General features: G+C 67.3%; 19 protein-coding genes and 1 pseudogene. 9 read left to right on the top strand and 11 right to left on the bottom strand.

The genetic code is table 11. The features are described 5' to 3' along the window. Positions 1 to 168: 168 nt before the first annotated feature. From AQJ30_RS24130 to AQJ30_RS24115, 4 genes are all read left to right on the top strand, one after another. Entirely contained in the window at positions 169 to 1638 is a 1470-nt protein-coding gene (locus tag AQJ30_RS24130; protein ID WP_067237729.1) for a tetratricopeptide repeat protein, read from the top strand. Positions 1639 to 2098: 460 nt separating this feature from the next. Next, positions 2099 to 4744: a SpoIIE family protein phosphatase gene (locus tag AQJ30_RS24125; protein WP_067237726.1), complete on the top strand. Its 2646-nt coding sequence runs from the start codon at positions 2099 to 2101 to the stop codon at positions 4742 to 4744. A 327-nt stretch (positions 4745 to 5071) separates the two neighbouring features. After that, on the top strand, positions 5072 to 5947 hold the full coding sequence (locus tag AQJ30_RS24120; RefSeq protein WP_067237724.1) for an IS5 family transposase: 876 nt from the start codon (positions 5072 to 5074) through the stop codon (positions 5945 to 5947). 147 nt (positions 5948 to 6094) lie between these two features. Next, positions 6095 to 7426, top strand: a complete 1332-nt coding sequence (locus tag AQJ30_RS24115) for a lanthionine synthetase LanC family protein (RefSeq protein WP_067237721.1) — start codon at positions 6095 to 6097, stop codon at positions 7424 to 7426. Positions 7427 to 7472: 46 nt separating this feature from the next. On the opposite strand, the gene AQJ30_RS37210 is transcribed toward AQJ30_RS24115, so the two are convergent. Then, positions 7473 to 8281 (bottom strand): IS5 family transposase gene (locus AQJ30_RS37210; protein WP_425424170.1). Its coding sequence is split into 2 segments (ribosomal slippage): positions 7473 to 7969 and positions 7969 to 8281, totalling 810 coding nucleotides; the frame shifts between segments, so codons are not numbered across the junction. 507 nt (positions 8282 to 8788) lie between these two features. Between AQJ30_RS37210 and AQJ30_RS24100 the strand changes: the two genes are divergently transcribed. Together AQJ30_RS24100 and AQJ30_RS38510 are read left to right on the top strand one after the other, a co-directional pair. After that, positions 8789 to 9649 (top strand): helix-turn-helix domain-containing protein, encoded by an 861-nt coding sequence (locus AQJ30_RS24100; RefSeq protein ID WP_067237718.1) that lies wholly within the window; start codon positions 8789 to 8791, stop codon positions 9647 to 9649. Between the two features lie 36 nt (positions 9650 to 9685). Continuing rightward, positions 9686 to 10177 carry a hypothetical protein gene (locus tag AQJ30_RS38510; RefSeq protein WP_159052377.1) on the top strand — a complete coding sequence of 164 codons (492 nt, stop codon included), beginning with the start codon at positions 9686 to 9688 and terminating at the stop codon, positions 10175 to 10177. A gap of 267 nt (positions 10178 to 10444) precedes the next feature. Here AQJ30_RS38510 and AQJ30_RS39500 read toward each other — a convergent pair whose 3' ends face one another. Then, complete coding sequence (locus AQJ30_RS39500; RefSeq protein ID WP_245727077.1) at positions 10445 to 10570, bottom strand: DUF397 domain-containing protein; 126 nt, start codon at positions 10568 to 10570, stop codon at positions 10445 to 10447. Positions 10571 to 11623: 1053 nt separating this feature from the next. Between AQJ30_RS39500 and AQJ30_RS37195 the strand changes: the two genes are divergently transcribed. Further along, positions 11624 to 12253 (top strand): RNA polymerase sigma factor, encoded by a 630-nt coding sequence (locus AQJ30_RS37195; RefSeq protein ID WP_079084252.1) that lies wholly within the window; start codon positions 11624 to 11626, stop codon positions 12251 to 12253. Next, positions 12250 to 13536, top strand: a complete 1287-nt coding sequence (locus AQJ30_RS24090) for a sugar transferase (protein WP_079084251.1) — start codon at positions 12250 to 12252, stop codon at positions 13534 to 13536. The genes AQJ30_RS37195 and AQJ30_RS24090 overlap by 4 nt, the downstream gene beginning before the upstream one ends. 8 nt (positions 13537 to 13544) lie before the next feature. On the opposite strand, the gene AQJ30_RS39495 is transcribed toward AQJ30_RS24090, so the two are convergent. The 5 genes and pseudogenes from AQJ30_RS39495 to AQJ30_RS38505 form a co-directional block, all read right to left on the bottom strand. After that, positions 13545 to 13919, bottom strand: a complete 375-nt coding sequence (locus AQJ30_RS39495; protein ID WP_067237711.1) for a hypothetical protein — start codon at positions 13917 to 13919, stop codon at positions 13545 to 13547. Between the two features lie 314 nt (positions 13920 to 14233). Then, positions 14234 to 14518: a hypothetical protein gene (locus AQJ30_RS39490; RefSeq protein ID WP_067237709.1), complete on the bottom strand. Its 285-nt coding sequence runs from the start codon at positions 14516 to 14518 to the stop codon at positions 14234 to 14236. Between the two features lie 46 nt (positions 14519 to 14564). Further along, a pseudogene (locus tag AQJ30_RS39485) lies at positions 14565 to 14684 on the bottom strand (hypothetical protein); the annotation flags it as partial. A gap of 676 nt (positions 14685 to 15360) precedes the next feature. After that, a complete protein-coding gene (locus AQJ30_RS37190; RefSeq protein WP_159052376.1) occupies positions 15361 to 16539 on the bottom strand; it encodes a sigma-70 family RNA polymerase sigma factor in 1179 nt (392 codons plus the stop codon). Beyond that, entirely contained in the window at positions 16539 to 16898 is a 360-nt protein-coding gene (locus AQJ30_RS38505) for a hypothetical protein (protein WP_159052375.1), read from the bottom strand. Before AQJ30_RS38505 ends, AQJ30_RS37190 begins: the two co-directional genes overlap by 1 nt. A gap of 866 nt (positions 16899 to 17764) precedes the next feature. On the opposite strand from AQJ30_RS38505, the gene AQJ30_RS24060 reads away from it, so the two are divergent. Beyond that, positions 17765 to 20137 carry an immune inhibitor A domain-containing protein gene (locus AQJ30_RS24060; protein WP_245727051.1) on the top strand — a complete coding sequence of 791 codons (2373 nt, stop codon included), beginning with the start codon at positions 17765 to 17767 and terminating at the stop codon, positions 20135 to 20137. Between the two features lie 62 nt (positions 20138 to 20199). Here AQJ30_RS24060 and AQJ30_RS24055 read toward each other — a convergent pair whose 3' ends face one another. From AQJ30_RS24055 to AQJ30_RS24040, 4 genes are read right to left on the bottom strand one after another with little or no spacing between them, the layout of a single operon-like run. Next, a complete protein-coding gene (locus AQJ30_RS24055; protein ID WP_067237697.1) occupies positions 20200 to 22395 on the bottom strand; it encodes an MGH1-like glycoside hydrolase domain-containing protein in 2196 nt (731 codons plus the stop codon). Continuing rightward, positions 22392 to 24449, bottom strand: a complete 2058-nt coding sequence (locus tag AQJ30_RS24050; protein WP_067237695.1) for a beta-galactosidase — start codon at positions 24447 to 24449, stop codon at positions 22392 to 22394. The genes AQJ30_RS24055 and AQJ30_RS24050 overlap by 4 nt, the downstream gene beginning before the upstream one ends. Next, positions 24446 to 25285 carry a carbohydrate ABC transporter permease gene (locus tag AQJ30_RS24045; RefSeq protein ID WP_067237692.1) on the bottom strand — a complete coding sequence of 280 codons (840 nt, stop codon included), beginning with the start codon at positions 25283 to 25285 and terminating at the stop codon, positions 24446 to 24448. The genes AQJ30_RS24050 and AQJ30_RS24045 overlap by 4 nt, the downstream gene beginning before the upstream one ends. Further along, positions 25282 to 26214 (bottom strand): carbohydrate ABC transporter permease, encoded by a 933-nt coding sequence (locus AQJ30_RS24040; protein ID WP_079084249.1) that lies wholly within the window; start codon positions 26212 to 26214, stop codon positions 25282 to 25284. The genes AQJ30_RS24045 and AQJ30_RS24040 overlap by 4 nt, the downstream gene beginning before the upstream one ends. Between the last annotated feature and the right edge of the window lie 3 nt (positions 26215 to 26217).

The raw sequence follows: 26217 nt of genomic DNA, 5'->3' as shown, positions 1-26217 counted from the left end.
CAGGCTCTTCCGAAGATGTACCAAGACCTCAGGTCGGCCGCGTATGCCGTTCAACAGGCGCTCGCTGCGGAGAACGCCTGTTGCCCATGCGCTGCCCCCCGGCGGTCTTGAGTGTTTCTGTGCCAGTGACCGCTGTGCCCTCGGCAGGGGCTGCGGGAGCCGCCTTCGGTGGTCGTTGCGCATCTGGTGCAGGCTCGGCGCGGCACGTCAGAGGGCCAGCGCATTGTGCTGCACGATCTCGCGCGCGGGTATTCCAAGGAGCTGGCGGCCGAGCATCCCGCGGACGAGGCCGACCGCGCCGTGCGGCGTCTGCTGGGCGCCCTGCTCAGCGCGGCCGACGTAGCCGACACTCGGTTACGGCCAGCCGGTGCCCGGCACAGCGGCCGTGACGGGGCGGTCCGGCAGTTGCCGCCGGGCGACGCTGTGGCGGCAGATGTGTGGGAGGCCGTCGAGTGGTTCGAAGCCGAGCGGGTCGTGCTGGTGGCAGCTGTCGCCCATGCCCATGCTCGCGGGTGGTGGGAACTGTGCTGGGAGATCACCGACGCGATGAGTATCGCTCTTGAGCACCAATGGCGCTGGGACATCAGCAGCCAGGTCCATGAGCTCGCGTTGGATGCGGCCGGCCATCTGGGAGATGGCCGGGCCCGTGCCGCTCTGCTGCGCAATCTCGGCGAAGCCTTGCGTGACAGCGGCAGTGACGTGGGCAGAGCCGCGGAGTGCTTCAGGGAAGCGATCGCTCTTTTCCAAAGCTCGGGCGACGCACGCGGCGAGGGCGACGCCCTGGGCAACCTGGGAATTCTGCTACGCCAGCAGGGCGTACTGAGGGAAGCCATGCAACGGCTCATCGCGGCCGAGAGGCTCTTCAGGGCCCTGCCGCTTGAGCGTGGACTGGCCTGGGCCCTGCGGGAAAAGGCGGTGATCAACCGGCACTGGACTCGCTACACACAAGCCCTCGCCCAACTCGACGCGTCGCAGGCCTTGTTCGCAGCCAATGACGAAGTCCGCGGCGTCGGCTGGGTGCTACGCACTCGCGCCGACACCGAGAAGGAGAGCACGGTGGACGGCTGTCCGCTTCCTCGCCGCTGGTATGAAGGGCCCTGGCCCGGGCATGACGCCACCAGCGGTCCCGAACAGGATCCGCGATGGCCCGCAGCTCGCGCCCACTACGAACAGGCCGCCCAGCTCCTGCACGCCGTCCGAGACCACCGCGGGCACACCTGGATCACACTGGGGCTCGCCGATATGGCCCTCTACGAGGGCGACCAGGCCGCCGCCGAGTCGATCAGCCACGCGCTCAGGGAGACTGAGGCCTGCGGCGACCACCGAGGCCTCAGCAGGGCTCTGACCGTGCAGGCCCTGCTCGTCGCTGAGACAAACCGCCTCAGCGACGCCATCGAGCTGGCAGAACAAGCCCTCGCTGGCCCCACCGACCACGTCGGTGCCGCTCAGGCCAGCTTCCGCTTAGCCCGCCTCTACGGCGCCACCGGCCGGCGCCAAGACGTCCTCCGCGCCCTCCAGCAGTCCCGAACCCATCACCAAGCCGCCGGAATGCCGTTCCCCGACCATGACGACACCGAACTCTCCAAAGCACTCACTCGCCCCGCACCCCGGGCCCGCCGCTTCCGCCGACACCAGTGAGTCCTGGGCCTGGACGACTGCGCCGTGGCCGGCTCACACGTTCGGGCCTTCAATGCGAGCCGTGTCAGTTCCTCGCCCGCCATCCGCTGGGGCTGCACTCTGGCAGCCGTCACCCCGACCGGACGGTGAAACTGCGCCTCACCGACGGTAGCGCCGTAGAAGCCGACCCTGTCATCGGCGCAACGGCTCCTTGTCATAGTCCGCCGTGCCGTCTCCCCGGCCCTGCCCAGTACAACGGCAGCGGCCTTCCTCGAAGCCTGATTCCCACACCGTGGAAAGCACCCATTTCGACATCGCCAGCCTCGCTGACCAGGATGAAGCAGCCGCTGAAGCGTGCAGCCCGGAGGCGGAGCGGTCTGATGCCAGGGCAGGGAGAACCTAGCCATTCGCCACTCGACCGGTGTAAAAATGTCATATGTCACGCCAAGCTGGACGCTTCGGGCGCTCGTATAAGCGCTTGATGGTCAGCAAGAGCTCACGCAGCGTCGCCGGACAAGCCGTCCTCCTCCAGGCGGTCCTGGTGATTCTCCTTGTGGTGGGCGCTGTCATCGCTCTCGTGCTTCAGTCGGAACGGGACATGGCCGCGGAAGCCAAGCACCGGTCCGTAGCCGTGGCGCAGACCTTTGCTCACTCGCCGGGTATCCAGCAGGCGCTGGCCGGACCCGACCCATCCGAGGTGCTCCAGCCGCTTACCGAGGCGGGGCGGAAGACCGCAGGCGTGGACTTCATCGTGGTGATGGACAAGAGAGGCGTTCGCTACACCCATCCGATACCGAGCCGGATCGGCAAGCAGTTTGTGGGCCGGATCGGCCCTTCCTTGGCCGGCCGGGTTTACACAGAGAGCGTGTACGGCCCGCTCGGCCACGAAATGCAGGCGACGGTGCCCGTGCGGGACCACGTCGGCAAGGTGATCGCCCTTGTTTCAGCCGGCCTGAAGGTCAAGAGCGTCACCGGCGAGGTCAACCGGCAGCTTCCGATCATTTTGGGCGCCGGTGCGGGAGCGTTGCTGATGTCGACCGGCGGCACGGCACTGATGGGCAGACGGCTGCGACGGCAGACTCACAGCCTGGCTCCGGACGAGATGAGGCGCATGTACGAGCACCACGACGCGGTGCTGCACTCAGTGCGGGAGGGCGTGATCATTCTCGATGACGACCGGCGTCTGCTGCTCGCCAACGATGAGGCCAGACGTCTACTGGACCTGCCGTCCGATGTTGAGGGGCGCAACGTTAGCGAGCTGAGCGGCCTCGACCCGGCGATGGTGGAGCTGCTCGCCTCCGGATGTGATGCCGACGACGAGCTGCACTTTGCCGGAGGACGGCTGCTGGCGGTCAACCAGCGGCCTACCGACCGCGGCGAAGGCCCCAAGGGGACTGTGGCCACGCTCCGCGACTCGACCGAGCTGCAGATGGTCTCCGGACGCGCGACAGTCGCCCGAGAGCGGCTAGAACTTCTATATGACGCTGGTATTGGTATCGGTACCAGCCTCGATGTGGCCCGCACCGCTGACGAGCTGGCAGAGGTCGCCGTACCTCGCTTCGCCGACTTCGTGACAGTGGATCTCTCTGACGCCGTACTTCAAGGTGAGGAGCCCACCCCTACGGCGACTGACATGCGGCGTGTGGTCGTGCGCGGTATCCGCGACGACCATCCGCTCTATGAGCAGGGCCGGCTGATCAACTTCCTGCCGTCGACGCCTCAGGCCCGCGGCTACGGTGCCGGCCGGTCTGAGCTGGTGCGCGACTTGTCAGCCGCGCATGGCTGGCACGCGCAGGACCCGCATCGCACCCGACAGATCCTGGATTACGGCATCCACTCGCTCATCGCCGCCCCGATCAAGGCTCGTGGCGTCATCTTGGGCATGGCGAACTTCTATCGCTCCAAGCAGGGCCCCTTCGACGAGGAGGAGCTGTCGCTCGCGGAGGAGCTGGTGGCACGCTCGGCGGTGAGCATCGACAACGCCCGCCGCTACACCCGCGAACACGCGCTGGCCGTCACGTTGCAGCGCAGCCTGCTCCCGCGGGCATTGCCGGAACAGAACGCCCTTGACGTCGGCTACCGCTACCTGCCCGCGCAGTCCGGGGTGAGCGGTGACTGGTTCGATGTGATTCCGCTGCCAGGCAGCCGGGTGGCGCTAGCCGTCGGCGATGTGGTCGGGCACGGGCTGCACGCGGCCGCGACGATGGGCCGACTACGGACCGCGGTGCACAACTTCTCCACGCTCGATCTGCCGCCCGACGAGCTGCTCAGTCATTTGGACGACCTCGTCGGCCGCATCGACCAAAATGAGACGTGCCCGGAGTCGGCGGAAATCGTCGGTGCTACCTGCCTATACGCAATCTACGACTCGGTGACGCGCCGCTGTGCCATGGCGCGCGCGGGACACCTGGCGCCCGCGCTTGTTCATCCCGATGGCAGCGCCATCTTCCCCGAGGTACCCGCGGGACCGCCACTGGGCCTGGGCGGTATGCCGTTCCAGACGGCCGAACTGGAGCTGCCCGAGGGCAGCCAGCTCGTGCTGTATACCGACGGGCTCATCGAGGACCGCACGCGGGACCTGGATGTGGGGCTTGAACTGCTGCGCCGGTCGCTATCAGGGCATCCCGGCCGGCTGCCGGAGGAGAGCTGCCAGGCGGTGCTGGACGAGCTGCTGCCCGAGCGCCCTAAGGACGACGTGGCGCTGCTGATCGCGCGTACCCGTGCGCTCCCACCGGAGAACATCGCCGATTGGGACGTGCCGCAGGACCCGGCAGCTGTGTCAGGGATGCGCCTTGCGGTTTCCGGCAAGCTTGACGAGTGGGGCTTGGCGGAACTGGGTTTCGGCATGGAACTGGTGCTAAGCGAGCTCATCACCAATGCCGTCCGCTACGGCTCCGACCCGATCCACGTGCGGCTGATCCGTGACCGTGTGCTGATCTGCGAGGTGGCCGACGGCAGCAGCACCTCGCCGCATCTGCGCTACGCCGCAACAACCGACGAGGGAGGCCGGGGTCTGTTCTTGGTCTCCCAGGTGACCGAGCGTTGGGGCACCCGGTATACGCCGCAGGGCAAGGTGATTTGGGCGGAAATGACTCTGCCGGACCTCTCGGCACTCGGCGAACACTGACCCCGCGGACCGCCGATGGTCGGCAAGACGGGAAGCCATCGTTTCAGCCAGCGGCGAGCGGTTTACCCGTGCAGCAAGAGCGGCGACTACGCCACTCACCGCCTGAAGACGCAGGCCGCCTTCTGTCGTGCAGGTCACCAGGTACAAGACCTTGCCCGCCAATGCCGGCGGGCCCTGGGCCGCACCGACCTGGAAACGGACACCGCCTCGACGACTGCTCGACGCGGGCGCCGAGGAGAAGGCAGTGAGGCACCTTCATCCGCCGCCTCCTGCAGCAACTAGGCCGTGTATCGAAAGTGGATCTTGGGCTGTGAATGATCACAGTTCATGGGTCGGGGTGATCTCACGGACGAGCAGTGGGCCGTGTTAGAGCCGTTGCTACCGAAGGGTATGAGGGCGGGGCGGCCGCCCGTCTGGTCCCGGCGGCAGTTGATCGACGGCATACGCTTCCGAGTTCGGACCGGGGTTCCGTGGCGGGACGTTCCCGTCGAGTACGAACCGTGGGGCCGGGTCTACGACCTCTTCCGCAGGTGGCAGCGGAACGGAACCTGGCAGCAGATCCTTACCCGGCTCCAGTCCCTGGCCGACGTGAAGGGTGCGATCACGTGGGACCTGAGCGTCGACTCCACGGTCTGCCGCGCCCACCAGCACGCGGCCGGAGCCCGAAGGCAGGGTGGCCTGCAGAAGGAACCACCGGGCGGTGTCTTCGCCGAGCCCGGAGACCACGGACTGGGACGCTCACGCGGCGGGTTCACCACCAAGCTGCACCTCGCCGTCGAACAGGGCCAAAAGCCCATGTCGATCGTGATCACGGCCGGGCAACGCGGGGACTCGCCGCAGTTCGAACCCGTACTGGAGAAAGTCCGCGTGCCCCGCATAGGGCCGGGTCGGCCACGTGTCCGTCCCCGTCGGGTCCGCGCCGACAAGGCGTACGCCTCCCGCAGAAACCGCGCTTACCTGCGGCGCCGCGGAATCCGCTGCACCATCCCCGACAAGGCCGACCAGGCACGCAACCGCCAGAAGCTCGGCTCCCGCGGCGGCCGACCACCACGTTTCGACCCGGCCGACTACCGCAAGCGCCACGCGGTCGAGTGCGGGATCAACCGCCTCAAGAGGCACCGCGCCGTCGCCACGCGCTACGACAAGCTGGCGGTCCGCTACGAGGCGACCGTCCTGATCGCTGCTATCAACGAGTGGCTGTGATCGGCACCCGTCGCGCGACGGCCTTAAAGCAGGGCTGCGTGACCTGAAGGCAGCCGCGGAAGCCGGTACCCAGGACCGCCGGAACCGACAGACCGCCGACACCCCGCCGAACGGGCCTGCTCATCCGGGGGGTTGTAGCGTGACCGGATGAGGAGCGACGTATATCGGGACGTGGGCGAGGCCGCCTGGTCGTGGGTGCTGGACCACGTGCGCGAGGCCGAGGGCCCATGGCTCGTGCAGGCGGTGGTAAAGGGCGGTCCGGAAACCGTGTCGCCGCCACAGGACCGCGATTCGCTGTACGCGGGGATCGCCGGCTTGGCCCCGGTGCTGGCCGAGATCGCGCAGTACCGGGAGCTGAACGCGCGAGAAGCGGCACTGGCGACCGGCATCGTGACCAGGCTGTCGGCACAGGCCGGGCAGCGAACGGAACCCTCGCTGTACGACGGCCTAGCAGGCGACGCGACGGCGCTCAGACTGCTCGCCCCGGGCGAGGAAGCGGTGGCACTGCGGCGGCTGGCCGCCCTGGCGACCGGCGACGGATGGAAGACCACCCTCGATTTCGAACCGGGCTCCGACGCGCCCCTCACCGACGTCATCATGGGGACCGCGGGCGTCGTGATGACGGCGGTCTGGGCGAAGAGCGAGTTCGCAGAGGCGATCGCGACGACGGGAGGCGAGGCGCTGCTGCGGGCGGCGGACCGGACGGAAGCGGGCCTCGACTGGGGCATGACGCCGGGGAGGCCGTCGAGGGCACCGAACTACTCGCACGGAACCGCCGGCATCGCGGCCGCACTGGCGGTCGCGGGCACCGCCCTGGACCGTCAGGACTTCATCGAGGCCGCGGTGGAAGGCGCCCGGCACGTCCTCTCGGTGGGGTCCTTGGAGGACGCCGGTTTCGTCGTCCCGCACACGATCCCGCCGTCGAAACGGGAGGTGGAACCGGTGACGTACACGTGGTGCCACGGCCCGGCGGGCACCTCGCACCTGTTCACCGCACTGGCGCACGCAGGGGTCGCCGAGGTGGCGGGCCATGACGTCGACGAACTGCGGCACCGCTGTATGACCTCGATCCTCACCTCGGGCCTGCCGCAACGCCTCCGTCCCGGCTTCTGGGACAACGACGGCCGCTGCTGCGGAACGGCAGGCGTCGGAGACGTCCTGCTGGACGCCGCCCAGGACTGCCGGGCGCCGCAGCGGAGGCAGACCCTGCTGCGGGCCGCGCACCGGATGGGCAATGCGCTGGTCGACCGGGTCATCAGGGATGATGCAGGCGCCCGTTGGCGATTTCTGGAACACCGCGAGGACCCGCCGCTGCTGCCGCCCCAGACGACGTGGATGCAGGGCGCGGCAGGCATCGCGGCCTACCTTCTGCGCCTCGCCCGGTACGGCGAGAGCGGCCCCGACGCCCCGGTCGTGGACCGCCCGGACCAGTGGTGGGCCGTGCCGGCGCACCTGCGGAGTACTCGCACGGACTCATGAGCGGATTCACTTCCGATACACGGCCTAGGCAGCGTCTTGTCGATCACTACTGGAGCCAGATGAGTGTGCTGGCCAGGGTGATGGCGGCGAGGTAGCGGCCGGGCTGTTTCTCGTAGCGGGTGGCGATGCCGCGCCACTGCTTGAGACGGTGGAAGCAGCGCTCAACGACGTTGCGGCGCCGGTAGACGGCTCGGTCGAAGCCACAGGGCCGTTCGCGGCGACGGCGTCGGCCCGCGAGCTGGTCGACGCGTTCGGGGATGGTCGCCTTGATGCCGCGTCTGCGCAGGTAGGCGCGGAAGGTCCGGGCCGAGTAGCCCTTGTCGGCGACCACCCGCTCCGGGCGGACGCGAGGCCGTCCCGGCCAGGGCCGGGTGACGCGGATCTTGTCGGTGACCGTCTCGGCCTGGGTGCAGTCGTTGCGGGTGCCGGCTGTGACCGTGAAGGCCAGTGGTCGGCCCCGCCCGTCGCAGGCCAGGTGGATCTTGGTGGTCAGCCCGCCGCGGGAGCGTCCGAGGCCGCGTTCCTCGAGCCCCCTTTGGCCGCGGTGTGCTGATGGGCCCGCACGATCGTGGAGTCCAGCGCGACCAGCCAGTCCACCTCCGCCCGCTGCCGGGCCGCGGCCAGAAGCCGGTCGAAGGGTCCGTCGGCAGCCCAGCGGGCGAAACGTCCGTGCACGGTCTGCCAGGGCCCGAACCGCTCCGGCAGATCCCTCCAGGGCACCCCGGTACGGAACTTGAACACGATGCCCTCCAGCACCTGGCGGTGATCCCGCCACCTGCCCCGGGCCCGGCCCGCAGGCGGCAACAACGGCTCGATCACCGCCCACGCGGCGTCAGTCATCTCCCCATCCCTCACGACCAGCCCAACGATCGGATGATCGGAAAGACACCCCCTAGAAGCGGCGGCCACCGATCCCCACCCTTCGTCGTACGACACGGCCGTGAGGGTGGGCATGCGCTCCCAACGGCTGCTGGGCCCTGACAATCCGTTGTCGCACCGCGAGCAGGTATCAGCGGCGACGCGGTGGAAGCACCCCGCTGGTACGCAGCACATCTGTGGGGCGTGCTCCGGCGTGCGGTCGGTTGCGCACCGTGAGTCTGCGCGCCCCCTCGCGCTCCTGTGCGCGCTGACGGTGCGAAAAAGACGGCTGTTCGGGAGCGCAGGTTCAGGCTGTGACGTTGAGCAAAGCAGGTGGTGCTGCGGTCTGGGTCGCTGCAGGTGCCTTCGCGGTGTGTGACGCTCCCCTCAGTGGTGTTTGGCTCTATGCAGAAAGGTTGGAGCATAATGAGATAGGCAAAGAGCTAGGAACTTTCTGTGCATGGCCGATGAGGTTTGGGGTACGTGCGCAGAGAAGGAGCGGCGATGACACAGCAGGTTGACCCCAGTTTGAACCGGCGCAAGCTACGTCTTGCGCTGCGCCGGGCGCGTGAGCAGGCGCATCTGAGCCAGCGGGAGGCCGCCGAGCAGGTTGAATGGTCCCAGTCGAAGCTGATCCGGGTCGAGACCGGCACAGTCGGCGTGTCCGTCAGTGATCTTCGTGCACTGCTGGGGTTGTACGGGGTGGATGACCCGGAGCAGGTCGAAGATCTGGAGCAGGCTGCACGGGGCAGCAAGGGGCCGAGCTGGTGGTCGAGCTACCACGAGGTCATCACTCCGCAGTACGCCCAGTACCTGGGGTATGAGGGTGCCGCGGAATCCCTGCATACGTATCACCCCATCGTGGTGCCGGGGCACTTGCAGACCCGCGCCTACGCCGAGGCTCTCCTAGGTCCCCGTGATCTGGAGGAGAACATGTTCCGCAGGGTGGTGGATCTGCGCATGGAACGGCAGCAGCGGATGTTCGATGACTCGGACAGGCCTGCCTGCGTGTTCGTACTGGACGAGGCAGCCGTACGGCGTCAGGTCGGCGGCAAGGAGGTGCTTGCGGAGCAGCTGAGTTTCTTGCTCGAACTCGGAAGCCGCCCCAAGGTGTCCGTGAGGGTGCTGCCGTTCGAGGCTGGAGCGCACTACAGCACGCTGGGCAGCTTCGTCCTGCTGGGCTTTGCCGATGATGACGATCTTCTGTATCTGGAGCATGCCGCCGGCAGCATGACCGGCGGCGAGGACCTGCGCCTGCTGGCCCGTTACCAGGAGTGTTTCCGAACGATCACCGATATGGCACTCGACGAGCCAGAGTCGGCCGACCTGATCAGCCGTGTCCGGCAGGACCTCGGCGTCCACTAACAGCCGGGGTGACGAGGGACAGGGGAGGGCCGAAGCGTGGTCTCCAGGCCGATATGGCAGCGCATGCTGGAGTGGGTACAGACAAGCACGCCCGGTGATACGGAGTCAGCGGGCGGCAAGACCGAAGAGGCCTCTGAGGAACAGGCCAGCAAGGATCCCGCGCAGGCGCAGAGTCTGATCGCGCGGGAACATGCCCGGTCAGGGCACCTGCGGTTGCCCGAACCGGACTGGACGAACAAACTGCGGATACTTCTTCTCGCTGGAGCAGCATTCCTGATAGCCCTGGCGGCCCTCGTGGCGGGCATCGTGGCGGGCGTCGTGTTCGTCGTGCACAACGCAGCCCGTCTGAAGCTGCCCTGGCCGCCGGCTGGCACAAGCACCCTGACACTCGCAGTCGCCAGTCTTCTGGGTGCGACGGCCTGGCGGGTGGGGCAGGCGATACTACGCCGACGGGCGGTACGCGCTACGGCGCAGAACCCGCCTGAGAGCCGTACGGAAGACGATCAGAATCCGGTGGCGGCACCGTAGGAGACACTCCTGCGCGCCACAGGCCGGCACTGACCGCCACGATCACGGCCACGGAAACCCACAGAACCCGTTTGAAGAAGACGCTGTCCACCAGCATGGACGCTGTTGCTGCTGCCAGGGTGGCGACACAACCGACGGCGAGGGTGAATGTGATCGCTCCGCCTACGGTCGCAGACCGGCTGCGGGCATTCCTGCCCAGACACTGAACGGCCGACGTCCCGGCGCCCATCCGGTCCCTTTCCCTGTGTCTCTGGCTGGTTAAGAATGTCACAGGTCCTGTAACTCCCCTGCTCTCACGGCGTCTAGAAAGTCAGACCAGACACCGGCGGTGAACGTCAGAGCGGGCCAGGCAAGGGCCTTCGAATCGCGGGCAAGGACCCAGTCACGTCCCACCGCGACCTCCACGCACTCGCTCTCGTTGCCGCACTTGCTGCTCCTGCGCCACAAGGGTTTCCCCCCATGCACCACCTCAGTCCCTCCCGATCCCCCGATCTGCCCGGATGGTGCGCAGCAACTCTAGTGGCCGGTTGTGCGCTGCCGCAGAGCAACGGACGGATTACTCCGTCCGCCACGACCAACAGCGCCCGTAAGGCTACCCACAGCTACCAGGGGCAAGGTTACGGTTGCCTGAACACCACCGCTATACGGGAACAGGACGATGTGGAGTACCTCTCTCGCGCTCCTCCCCTGGACACGCAACCAAGCGCCCCCTGAGGGGAGTTGACGCCCTCCGGCCAGACGTGCCGAGCGACTGTACCGGCGCGGCGATCACCTTGCTCAGGACCCCGTGGCACAGTGCGGGGTCGTCCTGGAGGTTGGGGGACTGGGATCTGTTATTCGCACCTCTGAGGCAGGGCTGCTCTCGATGCGCCGAGTCGAGGGCCGGCCGGACACCTTGTGCCGTGGCACTCTCAGCGAACTGCCGAAAGAGCTGGCTGGGCCGACCGGTACGCGGACCGCAGCGGCAGATCAAGCGCGCACGACGTGCCTCGATGCGTGCCCGCTCCCCCGCGCACCCATATCGGATCGACCATCGATCCCTTCCGCGCGTTCGTGTCGAGGGTGATCCCCCCTCCCCGCAGCATCACCGTGCGGGCAGTCTGCGGCCGTTGTCGGTGACTTCGAGAGTCATTGGCATCCCGCTGTGATCCGGTGGCCTGTCCTCTGGCAGCCCCTTTCCCTGCACCTGCGGTTAAGGAAGTGCCTGGTCAACAGGGTGACCAGCGGCCGTGACGCTGTACCGCGGACGGCACTGACGCCTTCCACGAAGTGCAGCAGCGGCTACGACAAGCGCCTCGCTGCATACGGGCGGCGAAAAATCTTGGTCTCTGATTGCACGTTCGGCGGTGTCGTCGCCCCTCGTAGGTATGAACGTGAAGCGGACTGGGACAGGGATGTCTCGTGCGGTGGCCTAGGGGGACACGCGACCCGGACGACGGCAGCGGCATGCCGCTCGGCCAGGAGGCAGCGCTCCAAGGCGCGGCCGTTTTGCCGAAGCAGGACCGCCGTCGTCCCAAGAAAAAAATTCAGCCCCTTACGGACAATGAGCAAAAGAAGTACGACCACTTCTTTCGCTCCGAGTTCACCTGCCTGACGAGACATGTAATCGTGTTGGGCGCCACCCTCGAGGAAGCCAAAGACGCAGCACAGTCCGCTCTTATCGATCTCCTGCAGAACTGGCACACCGTACAGGCACCACGTCCCTGGTGCCGCAAAGCTGCAGCACACCATTTCCTGCGCAGCGACATAAAGGAAAACAGGGTCGACCGGTCGGCGCGCACTGATTTCATTGCACGTCGCGGATCAGACGATTCCTATTCGTTGGGCAGCACGCTCGAAGAGTGGGAATTCATCGTTAATTTCGTCGAGAATCACTTGTCAGGGATTCAGCGGCAGGTGATGGCTTGGACGATCGACGGATTCGAGCCACAGGAGATTGCCAAGCAGCTGGGAAAGACTCCGGCTACAGTGCGCTCGAATCTCCGTCACGCAAGGAAAAAGCTGGCTACCGCCCTTGGAAAGGAATACCCGGAGCTGGCTAGGTCAATGGGGGATGCCGAGGGGAAGCTGAAATGAAGAACTGGATGCGGAATTCCGGAGGCGGTGTGGTGGGGTCGGCCGAGCACAGCGAGGCCGAACTGACGGACGAAGAAGCCGACCGCGTAAACGCCTATGAGGCACGTCTCCATGAGGTCACGAGCTCTCTCGCGACGGAGGCAGAGGTAGATGAGCTCCTCCTCCAGGCGAAGATCGAAGTCGCACGCCGTAACGCCATCGCATCGCATCAGGGAGTTCCCGCCGGCTCTCCTCCGTGCGAGACAGCAGCAAGAAGGAGGACTCCCCTTCGCACCGCTGCGGAGATGGGAGTGTCACTCCTGGGGGACCTGATTTCCCTCTGGATCGTCTTCATGGTGATGTACTTCGCCGTAGCACCGCACCTGAACGCAATCAATGACATTGCACAGGTGCTGATCTTCGCCGGAGCCGGCGTGACCGCCGGAGCGGTATCCTCCAACTTTCGCCGCACCTTCAAGCGCCGCCAGGACCGGGCCGAAACAATTCACCCCGAGTTCGAGCCATGGTGGCATGAGCGCATGGAAAATCTGGCAGAAGATGTGGAGTTCGTCAAGCTGCCATCCGTCATGCGAGTCATCGACATCATCTTCTCGCTTGTTTCGATGGCAATCATGAGCGTTCCGCTGGTGATCGGCTTCCTCTTGATCAAGAGCAAGGGAAGGGAGGTTCTGGAGCGACAACCACGCGTTGGTCAGGGCGGGCGCGTTTTTACGCGCTACAAGTTCAACGTGCATGTCAGTGAGAGCGGGACACCGGCAACGCATTCGGATCTCTTCCTGATAAGGTCGGGAATCGAGCAGCTGCCACGGCTCTGGAATCTCCTCAATGGAGATCTCACACTCGTCGGCCCGAAGCCCGAGAACCCAGCCTTGGCCATTCGGTATCCGCAGTCCTGCCGGTGGGTGTTCGCGTACCGGCCGGGCTTGACGGGACCCGTCAGTCCTGAGCTGCGGACGTGGCTGACCGTGCAGAAGTTCGACGCCGGCACCTATCTCACACAGATCGTGCCGCTCCAATCGGCGTATGACCGGTACTACTTCGCTCTGCCGACGATGCGGCAGCTCTGCATCATGACAAGGGCTCTCCTGCTGCTGATGGTGCCCTTGATCATTGAGAACATGATGCTGTCGGAGCGCTCGCGCACCTCGTATGGGGTTAAGAGCGAGAGGGCACAGAGCCATTCTGTGCCTGAGATGCCGGCAACGGACTGCGTACCTACAGGCGAGCAGGTCAGCCATGTGACCAAGTGGTCGCGGCACGAGTACGACCGGGCTTTCGCCTAGGCCGTGTTCTAGACCGTGCTGATCTGTCTGGGTGGCCGTCCGTGGAAGTCTCGGGCGGCCACCCAAACCGTTAGGTCACGGGCGATGACGTTGATGCTGATCGCCGTGGTGACCTCGTGCTCGTTGCGGGTGGTGTCACGGCGGACGATCTCATAGCCGCCTTCGTCCAGGACGGCCACTGAGGTGAACCACACTGGATCGTCCTCGTCGGGCTGGACGACCACGAAAGTGTTGTCGGAGTCGTTGAGGTCGCTCATCATCATGAACAGCGCATCCTCGGAGGGGTCATCGACACGGTCGCCGTTCTCGCTGTCGGCGCCGAAGTATTGAGCCCCCGTCGTTGCCTCTCCCTCACCCCTGTCGACCCCGGCCGTGGTCAGCATGGCACGTGGGACGGACAGTTCAAGCCGGTCACACCTTGTCCTCGCGGTCGAAGGCCGAAGCTTGGCCGCCGACCTTCCCCCGCCGCTTGCGGTTGGCCGCCTGGCCGGCAGCATCCGGGATAGTGCATCGCGCTCTTGAAGGTAGGCCCGGTCGGCACGAGAGGAGCAAGGCGTGTCGCCCCGCACTCGCACCGGACGGAGCCGGGGACGGCCCGGTCCGCTGCCGAGCAACCGGATGCCTTCCAAGACGAGCGCGAACTGAGGGCGGTCACCGCGCTGCCCCGCGGTGACCGGTAGTTCAGTGGCCGTTGGCCTTACTCGCAATCCAGATAGATCTTGGTGGCGAGCCTCCCCCAACACCGGCCCAGGCCGTATTCCTCGGGCTCGGCGCCGCTTCCGCCCGACGATTCCTTCTGGGCCTGGCTGTAGCGGCGGACATCTATGGCGCACTGATGGGCCCGGCAGGTCGTGGAGTCGACGTTGACCTCCCACGTGATCAGCCTGTCTGGGTCCGCCCAGGCCTGCCGGGTCAGCAGGCCGGGCCAGGTGCCGTCGCGTTGCCAGCGGCGAAGAGGCCGTAGACCGTCTGCCACGGCCATACTCCGACGGCAGATCCCTCCGCGGAGCACCGGTCCGTACCCGCCACCGGATCCCGTCTATCAGCTTTCGCCGGGCCCACAGCGGCCGCCCCCACACCGCGACAGGCAACAGCGGCTCCAGCACAGCCCACTGCTCATCAGATGCCCTCGCCCACACCGACACCATCACGATGCGGGACGAGAAACACAGCCGACTGTCAAAAAACACGGCCTAGCGGGTACAAGGCCGGCGTGCCGCCCTGGCCTGGCATCAGTGTCTTGCTTCGCTGCGGGTACTCGCTGGCGCTCGGCAGGGAGAGAAGGCAGTGTCGAAAGGGTGGGCTCCGCCCGATCGGGGCGGAGCCCATCCCCTCTGCGTTGAGGCCGATCACCGGAAGGCCCTCCCCCGGCGGCAGGAATGGCGGGCAGTGGTCTGTGAGTGCGAGGCTTCCTACCTTGAGCACCTTCTCGGGGCTGTCTGTCGTGCTCGCTCGAACCTGCGAAGCGGCCACGCCTGCACGCAATCCATCGAGGTCCCTTCCAAGCCCTGACCCGGGCAGCAACTTCCCACACTGTGGCGCCAGTCGTTCTGCCAGTGCACCTTCCGTAAGCAAGCCACGCCAGATCTCAACAGCCTGTAGGGCGGTGCGCCACCGAGGTCTTTTACTCTGTGGGTGTAAACGATTCGGTATGCTGCAGCACTTATGCACAATGAGACAGGCAGCTACGTCAGTGTCTGCCTCGATTCCAGCCACTGGTTGGAGGAGAGTCTGGCGCTCCCCGCTCTCGCCAAAGGATAGGGACGCCCGGCTCCTGCATGCTGAGGCCCTCGGCAGCCCTGGGCCGCCGAGGGCCTCAGTGCACTATCCATTGCTCCAGAACGCCTGGGGCAGCACGGCCTGCAGCTTGCGGCGCAACCGGTGGCGCTGCACACGGATTGTGCCCGGAGCCACGCCCAGAGCCTCAGCTATGCGCTCGTTGCCGTGTCCCGCCGCTGCTAGGAGCAGGATGGCAAGTTGTTGCGGGGAGAGGTGAGGCGCGATCTCCTCGGCGATGCAGCGTCTGAGCCATTCCTTCTGGAGCACCTGGTCGATCTCGTCCGGCTGCAGCCGCATCTTGTGCTCGGCGAACTGCAACAGCCGGACGTCCTCGGTGGGAGAGGAACAGCTGTACCGCCGTATGGTGGCGTGGCGGATCCGCAGGCTTTCGTTGCGAGTGACTTTGAAGAGGTACGCCTCGACGTACTCCATCTGCCGGATTCGGCACCAGTTCCCCAGTACGGCGATCCAGACCGTCTGCATCACATCGTCTACATCGTTGCTGTAGCCGGATCCCAGAATGTGACTGGCGTACCGGCGAAGCCGGGGATGGAAGCCTCTGTAGAGGTCCTCGAACTGGTCGGTCGGCTCGGGCAGGTCGTCCTCGGAAGGTGTAAGGCGAGCAAGGAGAAGGCACGCCACGGACTTCGGTGTGGAGGATGGGCTCGTCGACGACGGCTCGAGAGGCAGCCCGGTGATCTGTGTGAGCTGCTCCCGCAGATGGCGGAGATCCGTGGTGACGAGGCCGAGATCGCGAAAGGTCCGTTCGGCATCCATCGTCTCGACTTGGCAGTGTCCGAGGACCTGAGCCGTCGCCTCCACAACCCAGCACACAGCGACCTCAAGGCGCCGGGCGGGGGGCAAGCGGCGCAGTCTGTCAGCTTGCGTCTGCGCATGGGGTGGGGTTCCGGGAACATTCCGGCTCTGAAGCTGGCTGAGTGCCTCACTAATGGCGCGTGCGAGAGTATGACGGACACGCTGTCCCGTCCGATGATCGAGCGGGCTGCTGGTCCAGGCTTCGACAGCCTTATCCCAGGCGCTCTGCAGTATGTATTCGACGTCAACGCTGTCGCAGGAGGGCTCCAGTTGCCGGCGCACCTGCTGGCGCAGTCGGGGTTGCAGCTCCTCGTAAAGCTCCAGCATGTCCTTGGGCAGACCGGAGGCCTGCTGTCTGCCGTCGTCGGCAGGCAGCAGGCGCTCCGGGTGTTCGCTGCGGCGTTCCATCAGCCGCCGCTGTTGCTGGCGGAGTTCGCCGCGGCCTGCGCGGCGAGACGCCGGTGACGACGCCTGCGGAACCAGGCCAGGACACTCAGCAGCGTGCTGGCGATGATTGACACAGTGGTCAGTACGGGAGCGATCTGCCGGGCGAACTCGGTGACCTCCGCCCACCGCCATTCCAGTAGCAGGGCGGTTCCGGTGCAGAGAACCAGCAGCACGCTGATCACGACAGCCCAGTAATGATCTTGGATCCAGATGTCGGCGGCCTCGATCACCCGGCGGCCCCGGTTCATCGCACGGCTGGCGACCTGCACAGCGGATTGTGTCATTCCGCGTGCAGCTTCTGCCAGTTGCGGACGGCGCATGAGTAGCACCCTTCACGGTCAGGGGCCAGTCCGACCCACCGGTGCCATCGGAGCAATAACCGCCTCCGGCGGCACCGGCGGTTGGAGGAGACCTCGTCTCACGCGCTCTCGCCACAAGATTTCGTGAGTACGAGGCCCTGCATGGCCCGGTCGATGTTCACCGACTAGGGACCGAGGAGACCCCGCGCGTGCAATGAGCCGCTTGACGCCGTGGCGAACAGCAGCAGTTGGAACCATGGGCGCCCAAAATCTCCCTAAAGAGCAGCAAGGCCACCTTTTGTGCATATCGTTTTCAATTGCCCAGCAGCGTGGCGGAGTTCCCTTGCAAGAGGCCCGCGGTGACGTGCTGGAGCTCATCGGGGAGGTCCTGCTGGAGCAGCCGTCGAGGTAGAGCTAGCCGGAAAAGGGAGGGTGGCAGTCCAGATGCACCTCGGGCTAGCAGGTATCGCTGGTGAAGGGTTCGCGGGCGTCCAGGCGGCGGCCGGCGTAGGGGCCTTGTCGAGCTGCAGCTGTGGACCAGATGCCGCGGTCGGTGACCGCATGCCAACACATCCTCATGAGGGGTGCGGTCCGGCCAACGAATTGGATGATCAGGCCCAGCCACGTGCGGAGCTGTCGCTCCAGGGCCGGTCACGCCTGGCCGCCCAAGAGATTGCCCTTCATGAGCGCGGGGTCCGTCCTGCGGCCCGACCCGCATGCCGCAGAAGGCACACCGGCCACCGCAGCTTCGGGATTCACGGGCCGCACGCACCCCACCGGTTAATGAACCGACTCGTCCTCACCGGCACTTGAGACTAGTTAAGCAGTATGACATGTGAAATATTACCGGCCATCAGTCCACCGCCCTCGACCTGAAGGTGCTGCAGATGCGCAGACCCTCCGCAACCGGACTCCTGGCCGCGCTCACCACCAGTGCGATAGCCGCGGCCATGCTCGGTTCCCCCGCTGCCGCACAGGAGAAAACACCCCCGTCCAAGCCGGCGGCTACCGCTCACCGCAGCACGGGCGCCGAGGCGCCCCAGCCCCCGGTTGCCGCGCCGGCGCACCGCCAGCAGGCCCTGCGAGCACAGGCCATGCAGCGGCTGAACGCCGGAACCCTCGCCCGGGCCTCCGACGGCAGGGCCCCCGCACGGGCAAAGATCGGCGACGACTATGTCCAGCTCGCGCGGCAGCGCACGGACAAGGTGTTCGTGATCCTGGCGCAGTTCGGCGACAAGGTCGACGACACCACGCTCTACAACGGCCACGTCCGCTACGGCGGCACACCCGGCCCGCGACACGGCCAGATCCCCAAACCCGGCCGCGACGACACCCACACCTACTGGGAACCGGACTTCAGCCAGTCCTACTACCGGAGGATGTTCTTCGACGACACGCCCGGCACCAACTCCGTCCGGAACTACTACCGCACGCAGTCCGCGGGCCGCTATGACATCGAGGGCACTGTCAGCGACTGGGTGACCGTGCCCTACAACGAGGCCCGCTACGGCAGCGACAAGGGGCCCCAAGGCAACGGCGCGTGGACGCAGGCGCAGGAGTTCATCGGCGACGCGGTCAACGCGTGGTACGAGCAGCAGCGCGCCAACGGCCGCAGTGACGCGGACATCAAGGCGCAGCTCACCCAGTACGACACGACCGACCGTTACGACGCCAACCACGACGGGAACTTCAGCCAGCCGGACGGCTACCTCGACAACGTGATCGTGGTGCACGCCGGCGTGGACCAGACCTGGGGCGGCGGCGCGCAGGGCGACGACGCCCTGTGGGCGCACCGCGCCTGGGAGTTCCCCGACCCCGCGGGAACGACCGGCCCGGCCGGCGCGAAGCTCGGCGGTGCCCAGGTCGGCGACACCGGGGTGTACGTCTACGACTACGTGCAGGCCGGTGAGAACAGCGGGGTCGGCCTGTTCTCCCACGAGTACGGCCATAACCTCGGCCTGCCGGACATGTACCCGCTGACCGGCGGGGACAACAGCGTCAACTTCTGGTCGCTGATGTCCTCCGGGTCCTACCTGGGCCGCGGCCGCAACACTACCGGCGCGTATCCGGGCGACCTGGACCCGTACAGCAAACTTCAGCTGGGGTGGCTCGGTTACGACGAGGCGCAGGCCGCGACGCGCTCCCGGCATGTGCTCGGCGTGAGCGCGTACAACACCCGGCACGCGCAGGCGACCCTGGTCCATCTCCCGGACGGGCGGAGCGAGACCGATCTCGCCGACCCGTACCAGGGCACGGCACAGTGGTGGAGCGGTACGGGCGACAACCTGGACAGCACACTGGAACGGACCGTGGACCTCGTAGACCGCACCGGACCCGCTGCGCTCGACACGGCCGCGTGGTACGACACCGAGCCCGGCTACGACTTCTTCTCCGTGGAGGCGTCCGTCGACGCGGGGAAAACCTGGACCACGCTCGGCGGCACGGTCAACGGCACCCCGATCGGGAGCACCACCGCTAACACCCCGGGCCTGAGCGGGAGTTCCGGTACCTGGGCGCGGCTGCACATCCCGCTGAACGCCTATGCCGGGCAGCAGGTCCGGCTGCGTTTTCACGTCACCTCGGACGGCAACACCCACGGCAAGGGCGTCCTGGTGGACGCGGTCCGCGTCACCGCGGGCGCCGACACGATTCTCAACGACGGCGCGGAGAACGGCGGACAGGGCTGGACCGCGACGGGCTTCCGAATCGTGCAGGGCCGGGTCGCCGTCGAACACCACGCGCGGGCTTACCTCGTGGAGAACCGCCGCTACGCCGGCTACGGCGCCTTCCTGCGCACCGGCCCGTACAACTTCGGCCACCGCGGGGTCGCGGGCAAGGCAGACGTGATCGACACGTACCCGTACCAGCAGGGAGTGCTGGTCTGGCTGTGGGATACCGCCTTCAGTGACAACAACACCGCCGACCACCCGGGCCACGGCCTGATCCTTCCGGTCGACGCCCATCCCGCGCAGGTCCGTTTCGCCGACGGGACCGCGGTCAACGCGCGGGCGCAGAGCTTCGACGCGCCCTTCTCGCTGCACCGCACAACGCCGTTCGCGCTGCACAAAGCCGGAGTGCGGACATGGATCCGCAGCGAGCCGGGTGTGCCGTCCTTCGACGACCACACCGGCGTCTACACCGACGCGGCGGCGCCTCAGCTGGGCGTGTCGGTCCCCGACACCGGGACGCGCATCAGTGTCGTGCACGAGTCGGACGACGACGACCTGACCACGACGGTCCAGGTGTCGCCGAGTTCCTGATCCGTCAAGGCGTCCTGCCGGGCCCCGGCCGCCTTCCGGCTCCGGGCCCCGGCAGGACTTTCTCACACCGTCAGCATGGGCAGCAGAAGCGCCGCCGACCAGCTGAAGTTGGTGGAGTTGCGGGCCTGCCCGGTCAATGGCTGGTAGTTTTCCGCGATCGGCGCGTCGCCGGCGAGCCCCGCGGCATTGGCCAGCAGACGCCTGACGATGGCGCGAGCGTCGTCCTCATAGCCGTAGCGCCGCAGGCCCTCGACCGTGAAGTAGACGTGGTCAAGCCAGACGAGGCCGCGCCAGTAGCCCTCGGGATCGAAGTGCGGTGAGCTGCGTGCGACGGTGGGACACGGCAGGAAGGCGGCGAACTCGTCCGGGTCCAGCAGCAGGCGGCGTACGGCGGCGGCCTGGCGCGCGGTGGCGGTGCCCGTCCAGAGGGGAATGACGCCTTCGATACCGCGTCCTCGCGATGTGAGACGTGTGCCCTGGGCCAGGTCCGTGTCGTGGAACCAGCTGCTGTCCGCGTCGTACATCGTGGAGCACACGGCGCGGCGCACGACCGCGGTCTGGGAGCGAAGTGTGCGGGCAGTGTCTCGGTGGCGGAGCGCGGAGGCGATGTGGGCCAGGTACTGCTTGTCGGCGGCCAGGTAGGAGTTGAGGTCCACCGACTGCTGGGTGAGCGAGTAGCCGAGCGTGGAGCCGTCGGTTCGCGAGGTGTTCGTGACCACCGTGGTGCCGAGGTTGGCGTTGAACCGCGGGGCGTCGTCCATGCCGCTTTCCCACGCTGCCGCCTGCCGGGTGTTCGCGGCGTTGTCGTTGCCGGGATCCACGGTGGCGCCATATTCGGCGAGTCCGTCGTGGTCGTGGTCGCGGTTGCGATACCACCAGTCGTGGTAGGCCAGCAGTCTTGGGTACATGTCGCGCAGGAACGCCTTGTCGCGGCCGGCACGGTAGACCTCCCACACGGACCAGGCGGCGAGCGGCGGCTTGGAGTTGCGCTCGTTCCAGTTACCGCCTCCGGTGCCGGGGTCGTTGTAGAAGATGCAGTCGGGCACCATCCCGGCGTCTTGCGGGCGGACCGGTGAGTCGTGCGGGATCTGGTGGTCGAACACCGAGCGGATCTGCGCCGCCGCCAGGTCCGGTGCGAACCTCGCGGTACCCACCGCCTGCTTCCACGTGTCCCAGGCCCACACACCGCTGAACCACTTGTACGACAGCGAGGGGGTGACCGCGTCGTGGAGGATACGGCCCGCGGGACTGCGCCAGTTGGTGACGAGCGTCTGCACGCACTTGACCGCGGTGCGCCGCCGCTCGTCGGGGACGCCGGCGACGGCGCGCGTGATGTAGCCCTTCCACCGCGCGGCGTTCGCGGCGAAGACCCGCCCTGGTTCGTCCAACGCGCGGACGACAGTCTTGGCTTCTCGCGCTCGCTCGACCTCGGTGAAGGTGTATGTCTCCGTCCAGTGCAGGGCAGCGGTGTGTCCGGCGTTAAGGACGACGGGTTCGATGGTTTCGGTCCGGTAGGTGTCGCCGTCCACCTCGGTGCGCACCGGCCGCCGGTGCGTGACGGCGAACCGCTCGGTCCCGTCGGTCAGGAAGTCCCACGTCTGGCGCACCCGGGCGAAGTCCACCCTCACGCCGTCGGGTGCTGCTCCGAGGTGTGCCGCGGAGCTCTGCGGAGCGTCCGCAGGGCGTAGCAGGGAACCGGTCCACGAGGCGTGCAGGGTGCGCCGTGCCGCGCCGTGGTTGGTCAGCAGCGCCTGGACGAGCGCGGTGCGGCTGCCGGCAAAGACCAGGTCGAGGCGTACGGTGAGACCCGACCCGAGGTCGTACTCCTGGCGCAGCGCCCCCGGCAATGAGGTGAATACCGGCTTGCCTCCGGCGGAGAGGTCCAGGTCGTGGCCGGACTCGCTCAGCCGGAGGCGGCTGAATCCGGCGCTCAGCCACCACGGGTACTCCTGCGCGATGTGCAGCGGGCCGGTGAATGCGCCGTGCGAGGCCGGGTCGGACTCGGTGGGCAACGCGTAGGCGTGCCAGGCGCCGAGGTCGGCGAAGATGTTGATGGGGTTGTTGTCGTTGGCGTCTCCCGGGTGGGCCGCGGCGGGAACGCCGCGGAGGTCAAGGATGTTGGTGTAGTCATGTGGGCCGCCCGGCCGGCCAGTAGGTTGGGCGGTGTCCCCGGCCGAGGCAGCTGGTGGGAAGGCCGCGGCCGTGGTTCCGACGGCTGCTGTCGCGGCGAGGAAAGTGCGCCTGCTCAGTCGGCTCATGTGCGGTTCCTTTGCGGGGATGTGCGGATGACGGCGGCGTCCGACGGCGCGAGGGTGAGGGAGCTCTCGACAGCGGTGCCGGTGAGCAGGTCGACACCGGGGGCGGTGACGGGCTGGTGTGCAGTGTCCTGCCCGTGGTTGAGGAGGAAGAGGTAGGACGTCCCGTCGGCGGCCACCCGGCGTGTGACCTCGACGCCGGGTGCGGGCGGCGGCTGCGGGCCGCCTGGGATGGCGCCGGACGCGGCCAGGGCGACATCCAGTACGGCGCCTGTTCCGGAGCCGAGATGGCAGCCGATGTACCACGCGGCACCCGCCCCGTGGTCCCTGCGGGTGACGGCGGGCAGGCCGGTGAGTTCACCGGAGGTGTACGACGCGACGGGGACGGCGCCTTCGAGGTCGAGCCATTCGCTCCACAGGGCTGCCCGCAGGCCGAGACCGTTCATCTCCACGCGCGTCCATCCACCGTCGGGTATGGGCCATACCTCGTCGACCGCGACACCGAGGAGTGGGGCCAGGGGGCCGGGCGGCCCGCCGGGGTGGATGTGGTCGTCGCGGTCCACGACTCCGCTGAAGGGTCCGCACACCACGTGACCGCCGGCCATGGCGAAGTCCGCCAGCCACCTCGCACCCGCGTCGTCCACCATGTGCAGGTTCGGTGCGAGCACGATCCGCCGTCCGCCGAGATCGGCGCCGGGTGGCACGAAGTCGACGGTGACGCCGCGTGTGAACAGCGCCTCGTACCAGGGGCGGAGCAGAGCCGGCCAGCGCATGCGGCGGGAGGGGTGGTCCTCCCCCTCCAGGGACCACCAGCTCTCCCAGTCCAGGACCATCGCGGCCGGGCCGGCGAGTCTGGTCCCGCCCACCTCGGCCAGCCGGCGCAGTTCGGCTCCCATCCGCACGGTGTGTGCCCATCCCCGGGCCCTGGTCCCGCGGTGCGGCAGCATCGCGCTGTGGAACTTCTCCGGTCCCGCCGCCGAGGCCCGCCACTGGAAGTGCAGGATGCCGTCGGCTCCCCGGGCGAGCGCCTGCAGGGACCACAGCCGCCGCAGCCGCTCCGGCTTGGGCAGGTTCACCTCGCGCCAGCTGACTGCCGAGGGCGCTTGTTCCATGAGCAGCCACGGACGCCCACCGCCCAGTGAGCGCATCAGGTCGTAGTTCATGGCGGCGCCGATGTGGGCCTTCGGGTCCGCCGGGTCCGGGTAGGAGTCGTCGGACACGATGTCCTCGTGGGCGGCCCAGGCCCAGTAGTCCAACTCCTTGAGCATGGACATGAAGTTCGTGGTGACGGGCACGTGGGGGCTCAGCTCGTTGAGGACCTCCTTCTCCGCCCGGTAGCACTCCAGGAGGACGTCGGAGGAGTATCGCCGCCAGTCCAGCCGGTGTGTGGGGTTGACCGGTCCGGGGGCGGTGCGCGGCGGCTCGATCTGGGAGAACGAGCTGTATGCCTGCGACCAGACGGTGGTCCCCCATGCCGTGTTGAGCGTTTCCACCGTGCGGTAGCGTCTCTTGAGCCATCTGCGGAAGCCTGCGGCCGACTCGGGGCAGAAACACTCGGTGACGTGGTCGCCGTACTCGTTGTTGACGTGCCACAGGGTGAGCGCCGGATGGTCGCGGTACCGCTCGGCCAGCGCTCGGACCAGATCGGTCGCGGCCGCACGGTAGATGGCCGAGGACGGGCAGTAGTGCTGCCTCGAGCCGAACTCCAGCCGCACGCTGTCGGCGGTGACGGGCAGCATCTCGGGATGGGCCCTGACCAGCCATGCTGGCGGCGCCGCGGTCGCGGTCGCGAGGTCTACGGCGACGCCCTGTTGGTGGAGCAGGTCCATCACACGGTCCAGCCACGCGAAGTCCCATCGGTCCGGGGCCGGTTGCAGGCGGGCCCAGGCGAACACGCCGACGGTGACCATGGTCACGCCGGCCTCGCCCATCAGCCGGGCGTCCTCGGCCCAGACCTCCTCGGGCCACTGTTCGGGGTTGTAGTCCCCGCCGTACAGCAGGCCCGGTGGTCCGGGCAGCCGGGAGGCGGATGGATGGGTGTGCGGCACGGCGGTCATCCCTTCAGAGCTCCGCCGAGCAGGCCGGCGACGAACTGGCGCTGGAACACCAGGAAGAGGGCCAGCAGCGGCAGTGTGGCGAGCAGCGAGCCGAGCATCAGGCCTGCGTAGTCGACGTGGGTGAGGCCGGTGAGGGTGTTCAGCGCCACCGGCACGGTGTACTTGTCCTGTGTGTTGAGCATCAGCAGCGGCCAGATGAAGCTGTTCCACTGCGCCATGAACGTGTAGACCATGAGTGCCGCCAGCTGAGGGCGTGCGGTGGGGATGACGACCAGGTAGAAGGTGCGCAGTTCGCCGGCGCCGTCGATGCGCGCCGACTCCAGGATCTCGTCGGGGAAGTCGAGGAAGCTCTGCCGCATGAGCAGGATGCCGAAGGAGTTGGCGAGGAACGGCAGGACGACTGCCTGGTAGGTGTCGATCCATCCGAGGCTGGACATCATCTGGAACAGCGGGACGAGCAGGACCTGCAAGGGGATCATCATGGTGGCCAGGACGACGCCGAGCAGGAGTCCGCGACCCCGGAAGCGGTATTTGGCCAGGCCGTAGCCGCACATCGCCGACAGCAGCGAGCTGAGGACGGTGTAGACGAGGGCGATGCCCAGACTGTTGAGCAGCACCCGCCCGAAGCCGATGGACCGCTGCAGACCCATCAGGTTGTGCAGTAGGGCTCCGCCGGGCAGGAACGGCGGCGGTGAGTGGAAGAGTTCGTCGCTGGTATGGGTGCCGGCCACAGCCATCCAGTAGAAGGGGATCAGGCTGACGAGTGCTCCGGCGACGAGTACGACATACACGGCGGTGCGGCGGAGCGCGGTCACCGGACTGGTCTTGTGGTTCACCTGTCACGCTCCCGGCCATAGAGGGCGAACTGGACCAGGGAGACGGCTGCGATCACGGCCACGACGACCCAGGCAATGGCGGCGGCGTACCCGAAGTCCAGCTGCTGGAACCCGATCTTGTAGAGGTAGACGACGGGGGTCAGGGTGGCGTCGCCGGGGCCGCCTCTGGTGAGAACGTAGTTCTCGTCGAAGAGCTGCAGTGTGCCGATGGAGGACGTGATGACGCAGAAGAGCACGACCGGCCGCAGCTGCGGGAGAACCACGCTGGTGTACACCCGGAGCACGCCGGCGCCGTCCAGCGCTGCTGCCTCGTACTGCTCTCTGCCGATGGCCTGGAGCCCGGCGAGCAGGATGACCGCGTTGTATCCGGTCCAGCGCCATGTGATCGAGCCGATGACGGACACGCGTGCCCAGCCCGGAGAGTTCAACCAGTCCGCCTGGCCGAGGCCGAGTGCGTGCAGAGCCTGGTTGGCCAGGCCTCCGTCGGTCTTGAGCAGTACCTGGAAGACGACAGAGTAGGCGACGAGGGTGGTCACTGCGGGCAGGAAGTACACGGCCCGCCATGTGCCCCGCACGCGGAGCCAGGACTGGTTGAGGAGAACGGCCAGGACGAGGGCGAGGACGATCATCACCGGTACCTGGACGGTCAGGATGAGGCCCGCGTTCAGCATCGAGTGAGCGAATGAGGGATCGTGCGCCAGGCGGCGGTACTGGGCGAGGCCGACCCACACGTCGACGCCCCCGCGCCGTTCGGTGAAGCTCTGGTAGAGGCTTGCACCGAGCGGGTAGGCGAAGAAGATCGCGAACAGGAGTGCGGCGGGGCCGGCGAAGAGCCAGGCGACGAGCCCTGTGCGCCGTCGGCGTGGGGCGGATCCGCGAGCCGGTCGTGACGTGGGCGCGGCCCGCCGCCGGGTGGGCGTGATTGTCATGTC

Origin of the sequence: Streptomyces longwoodensis, assembly GCF_001514125.1 — a bacterium.
Taxonomy (GTDB): domain Bacteria; phylum Actinomycetota; class Actinomycetes; order Streptomycetales; family Streptomycetaceae; genus Streptomyces; species Streptomyces longwoodensis.
Note: the sequence above shows the minus strand (reverse complement) of the source record. Positions and strands in the feature narration are given on the sequence as shown.

Coding starts and splice junctions, on each gene's coding strand:
- AQJ30_RS37190 (WP_159052376.1), bottom strand. CDS start 16,539: ATGGAACGCCGCAGCGAACACCCGGAGCGCCTGCTGCCTGCCGACGAC.
- AQJ30_RS24055 (WP_067237697.1), bottom strand. CDS start 22,395: ATGAGCCGACTGAGCAGGCGCACTTTCCTCGCCGCGACAGCAGCCGTC.
- AQJ30_RS39495 (WP_067237711.1), bottom strand. CDS start 13,919: ATGCTGACCACGGCCGGGGTCGACAGGGGTGAGGGAGAGGCAACGACG.
- AQJ30_RS39490 (WP_067237709.1), bottom strand. CDS start 14,518: ATGGCCGTGGCAGACGGTCTACGGCCTCTTCGCCGCTGGCAACGCGAC.
- AQJ30_RS37195 (WP_079084252.1), top strand. CDS start 11,624: ATGCCGCTCGGCCAGGAGGCAGCGCTCCAAGGCGCGGCCGTTTTGCCG.
- AQJ30_RS24100 (WP_067237718.1), top strand. CDS start 8,789: ATGACACAGCAGGTTGACCCCAGTTTGAACCGGCGCAAGCTACGTCTT.
- AQJ30_RS24060 (WP_245727051.1), top strand. CDS start 17,765: ATGCGCAGACCCTCCGCAACCGGACTCCTGGCCGCGCTCACCACCAGT.
- AQJ30_RS38505 (WP_159052375.1), bottom strand. CDS start 16,898: ATGCGCCGTCCGCAACTGGCAGAAGCTGCACGCGGAATGACACAATCC.
- AQJ30_RS24040 (WP_079084249.1), bottom strand. CDS start 26,214: ATGACAATCACGCCCACCCGGCGGCGGGCCGCGCCCACGTCACGACCG.
- AQJ30_RS24115 (WP_067237721.1), top strand. CDS start 6,095: ATGAGGAGCGACGTATATCGGGACGTGGGCGAGGCCGCCTGGTCGTGG.
- AQJ30_RS24090 (WP_079084251.1), top strand. CDS start 12,250: ATGAAGAACTGGATGCGGAATTCCGGAGGCGGTGTGGTGGGGTCGGCC.
- AQJ30_RS24120 (WP_067237724.1), top strand. CDS start 5,072: ATGGGTCGGGGTGATCTCACGGACGAGCAGTGGGCCGTGTTAGAGCCG.
- AQJ30_RS24050 (WP_067237695.1), bottom strand. CDS start 24,449: ATGACCGCCGTGCCGCACACCCATCCATCCGCCTCCCGGCTGCCCGGA.
- AQJ30_RS24125 (WP_067237726.1), top strand. CDS start 2,099: ATGGTCAGCAAGAGCTCACGCAGCGTCGCCGGACAAGCCGTCCTCCTC.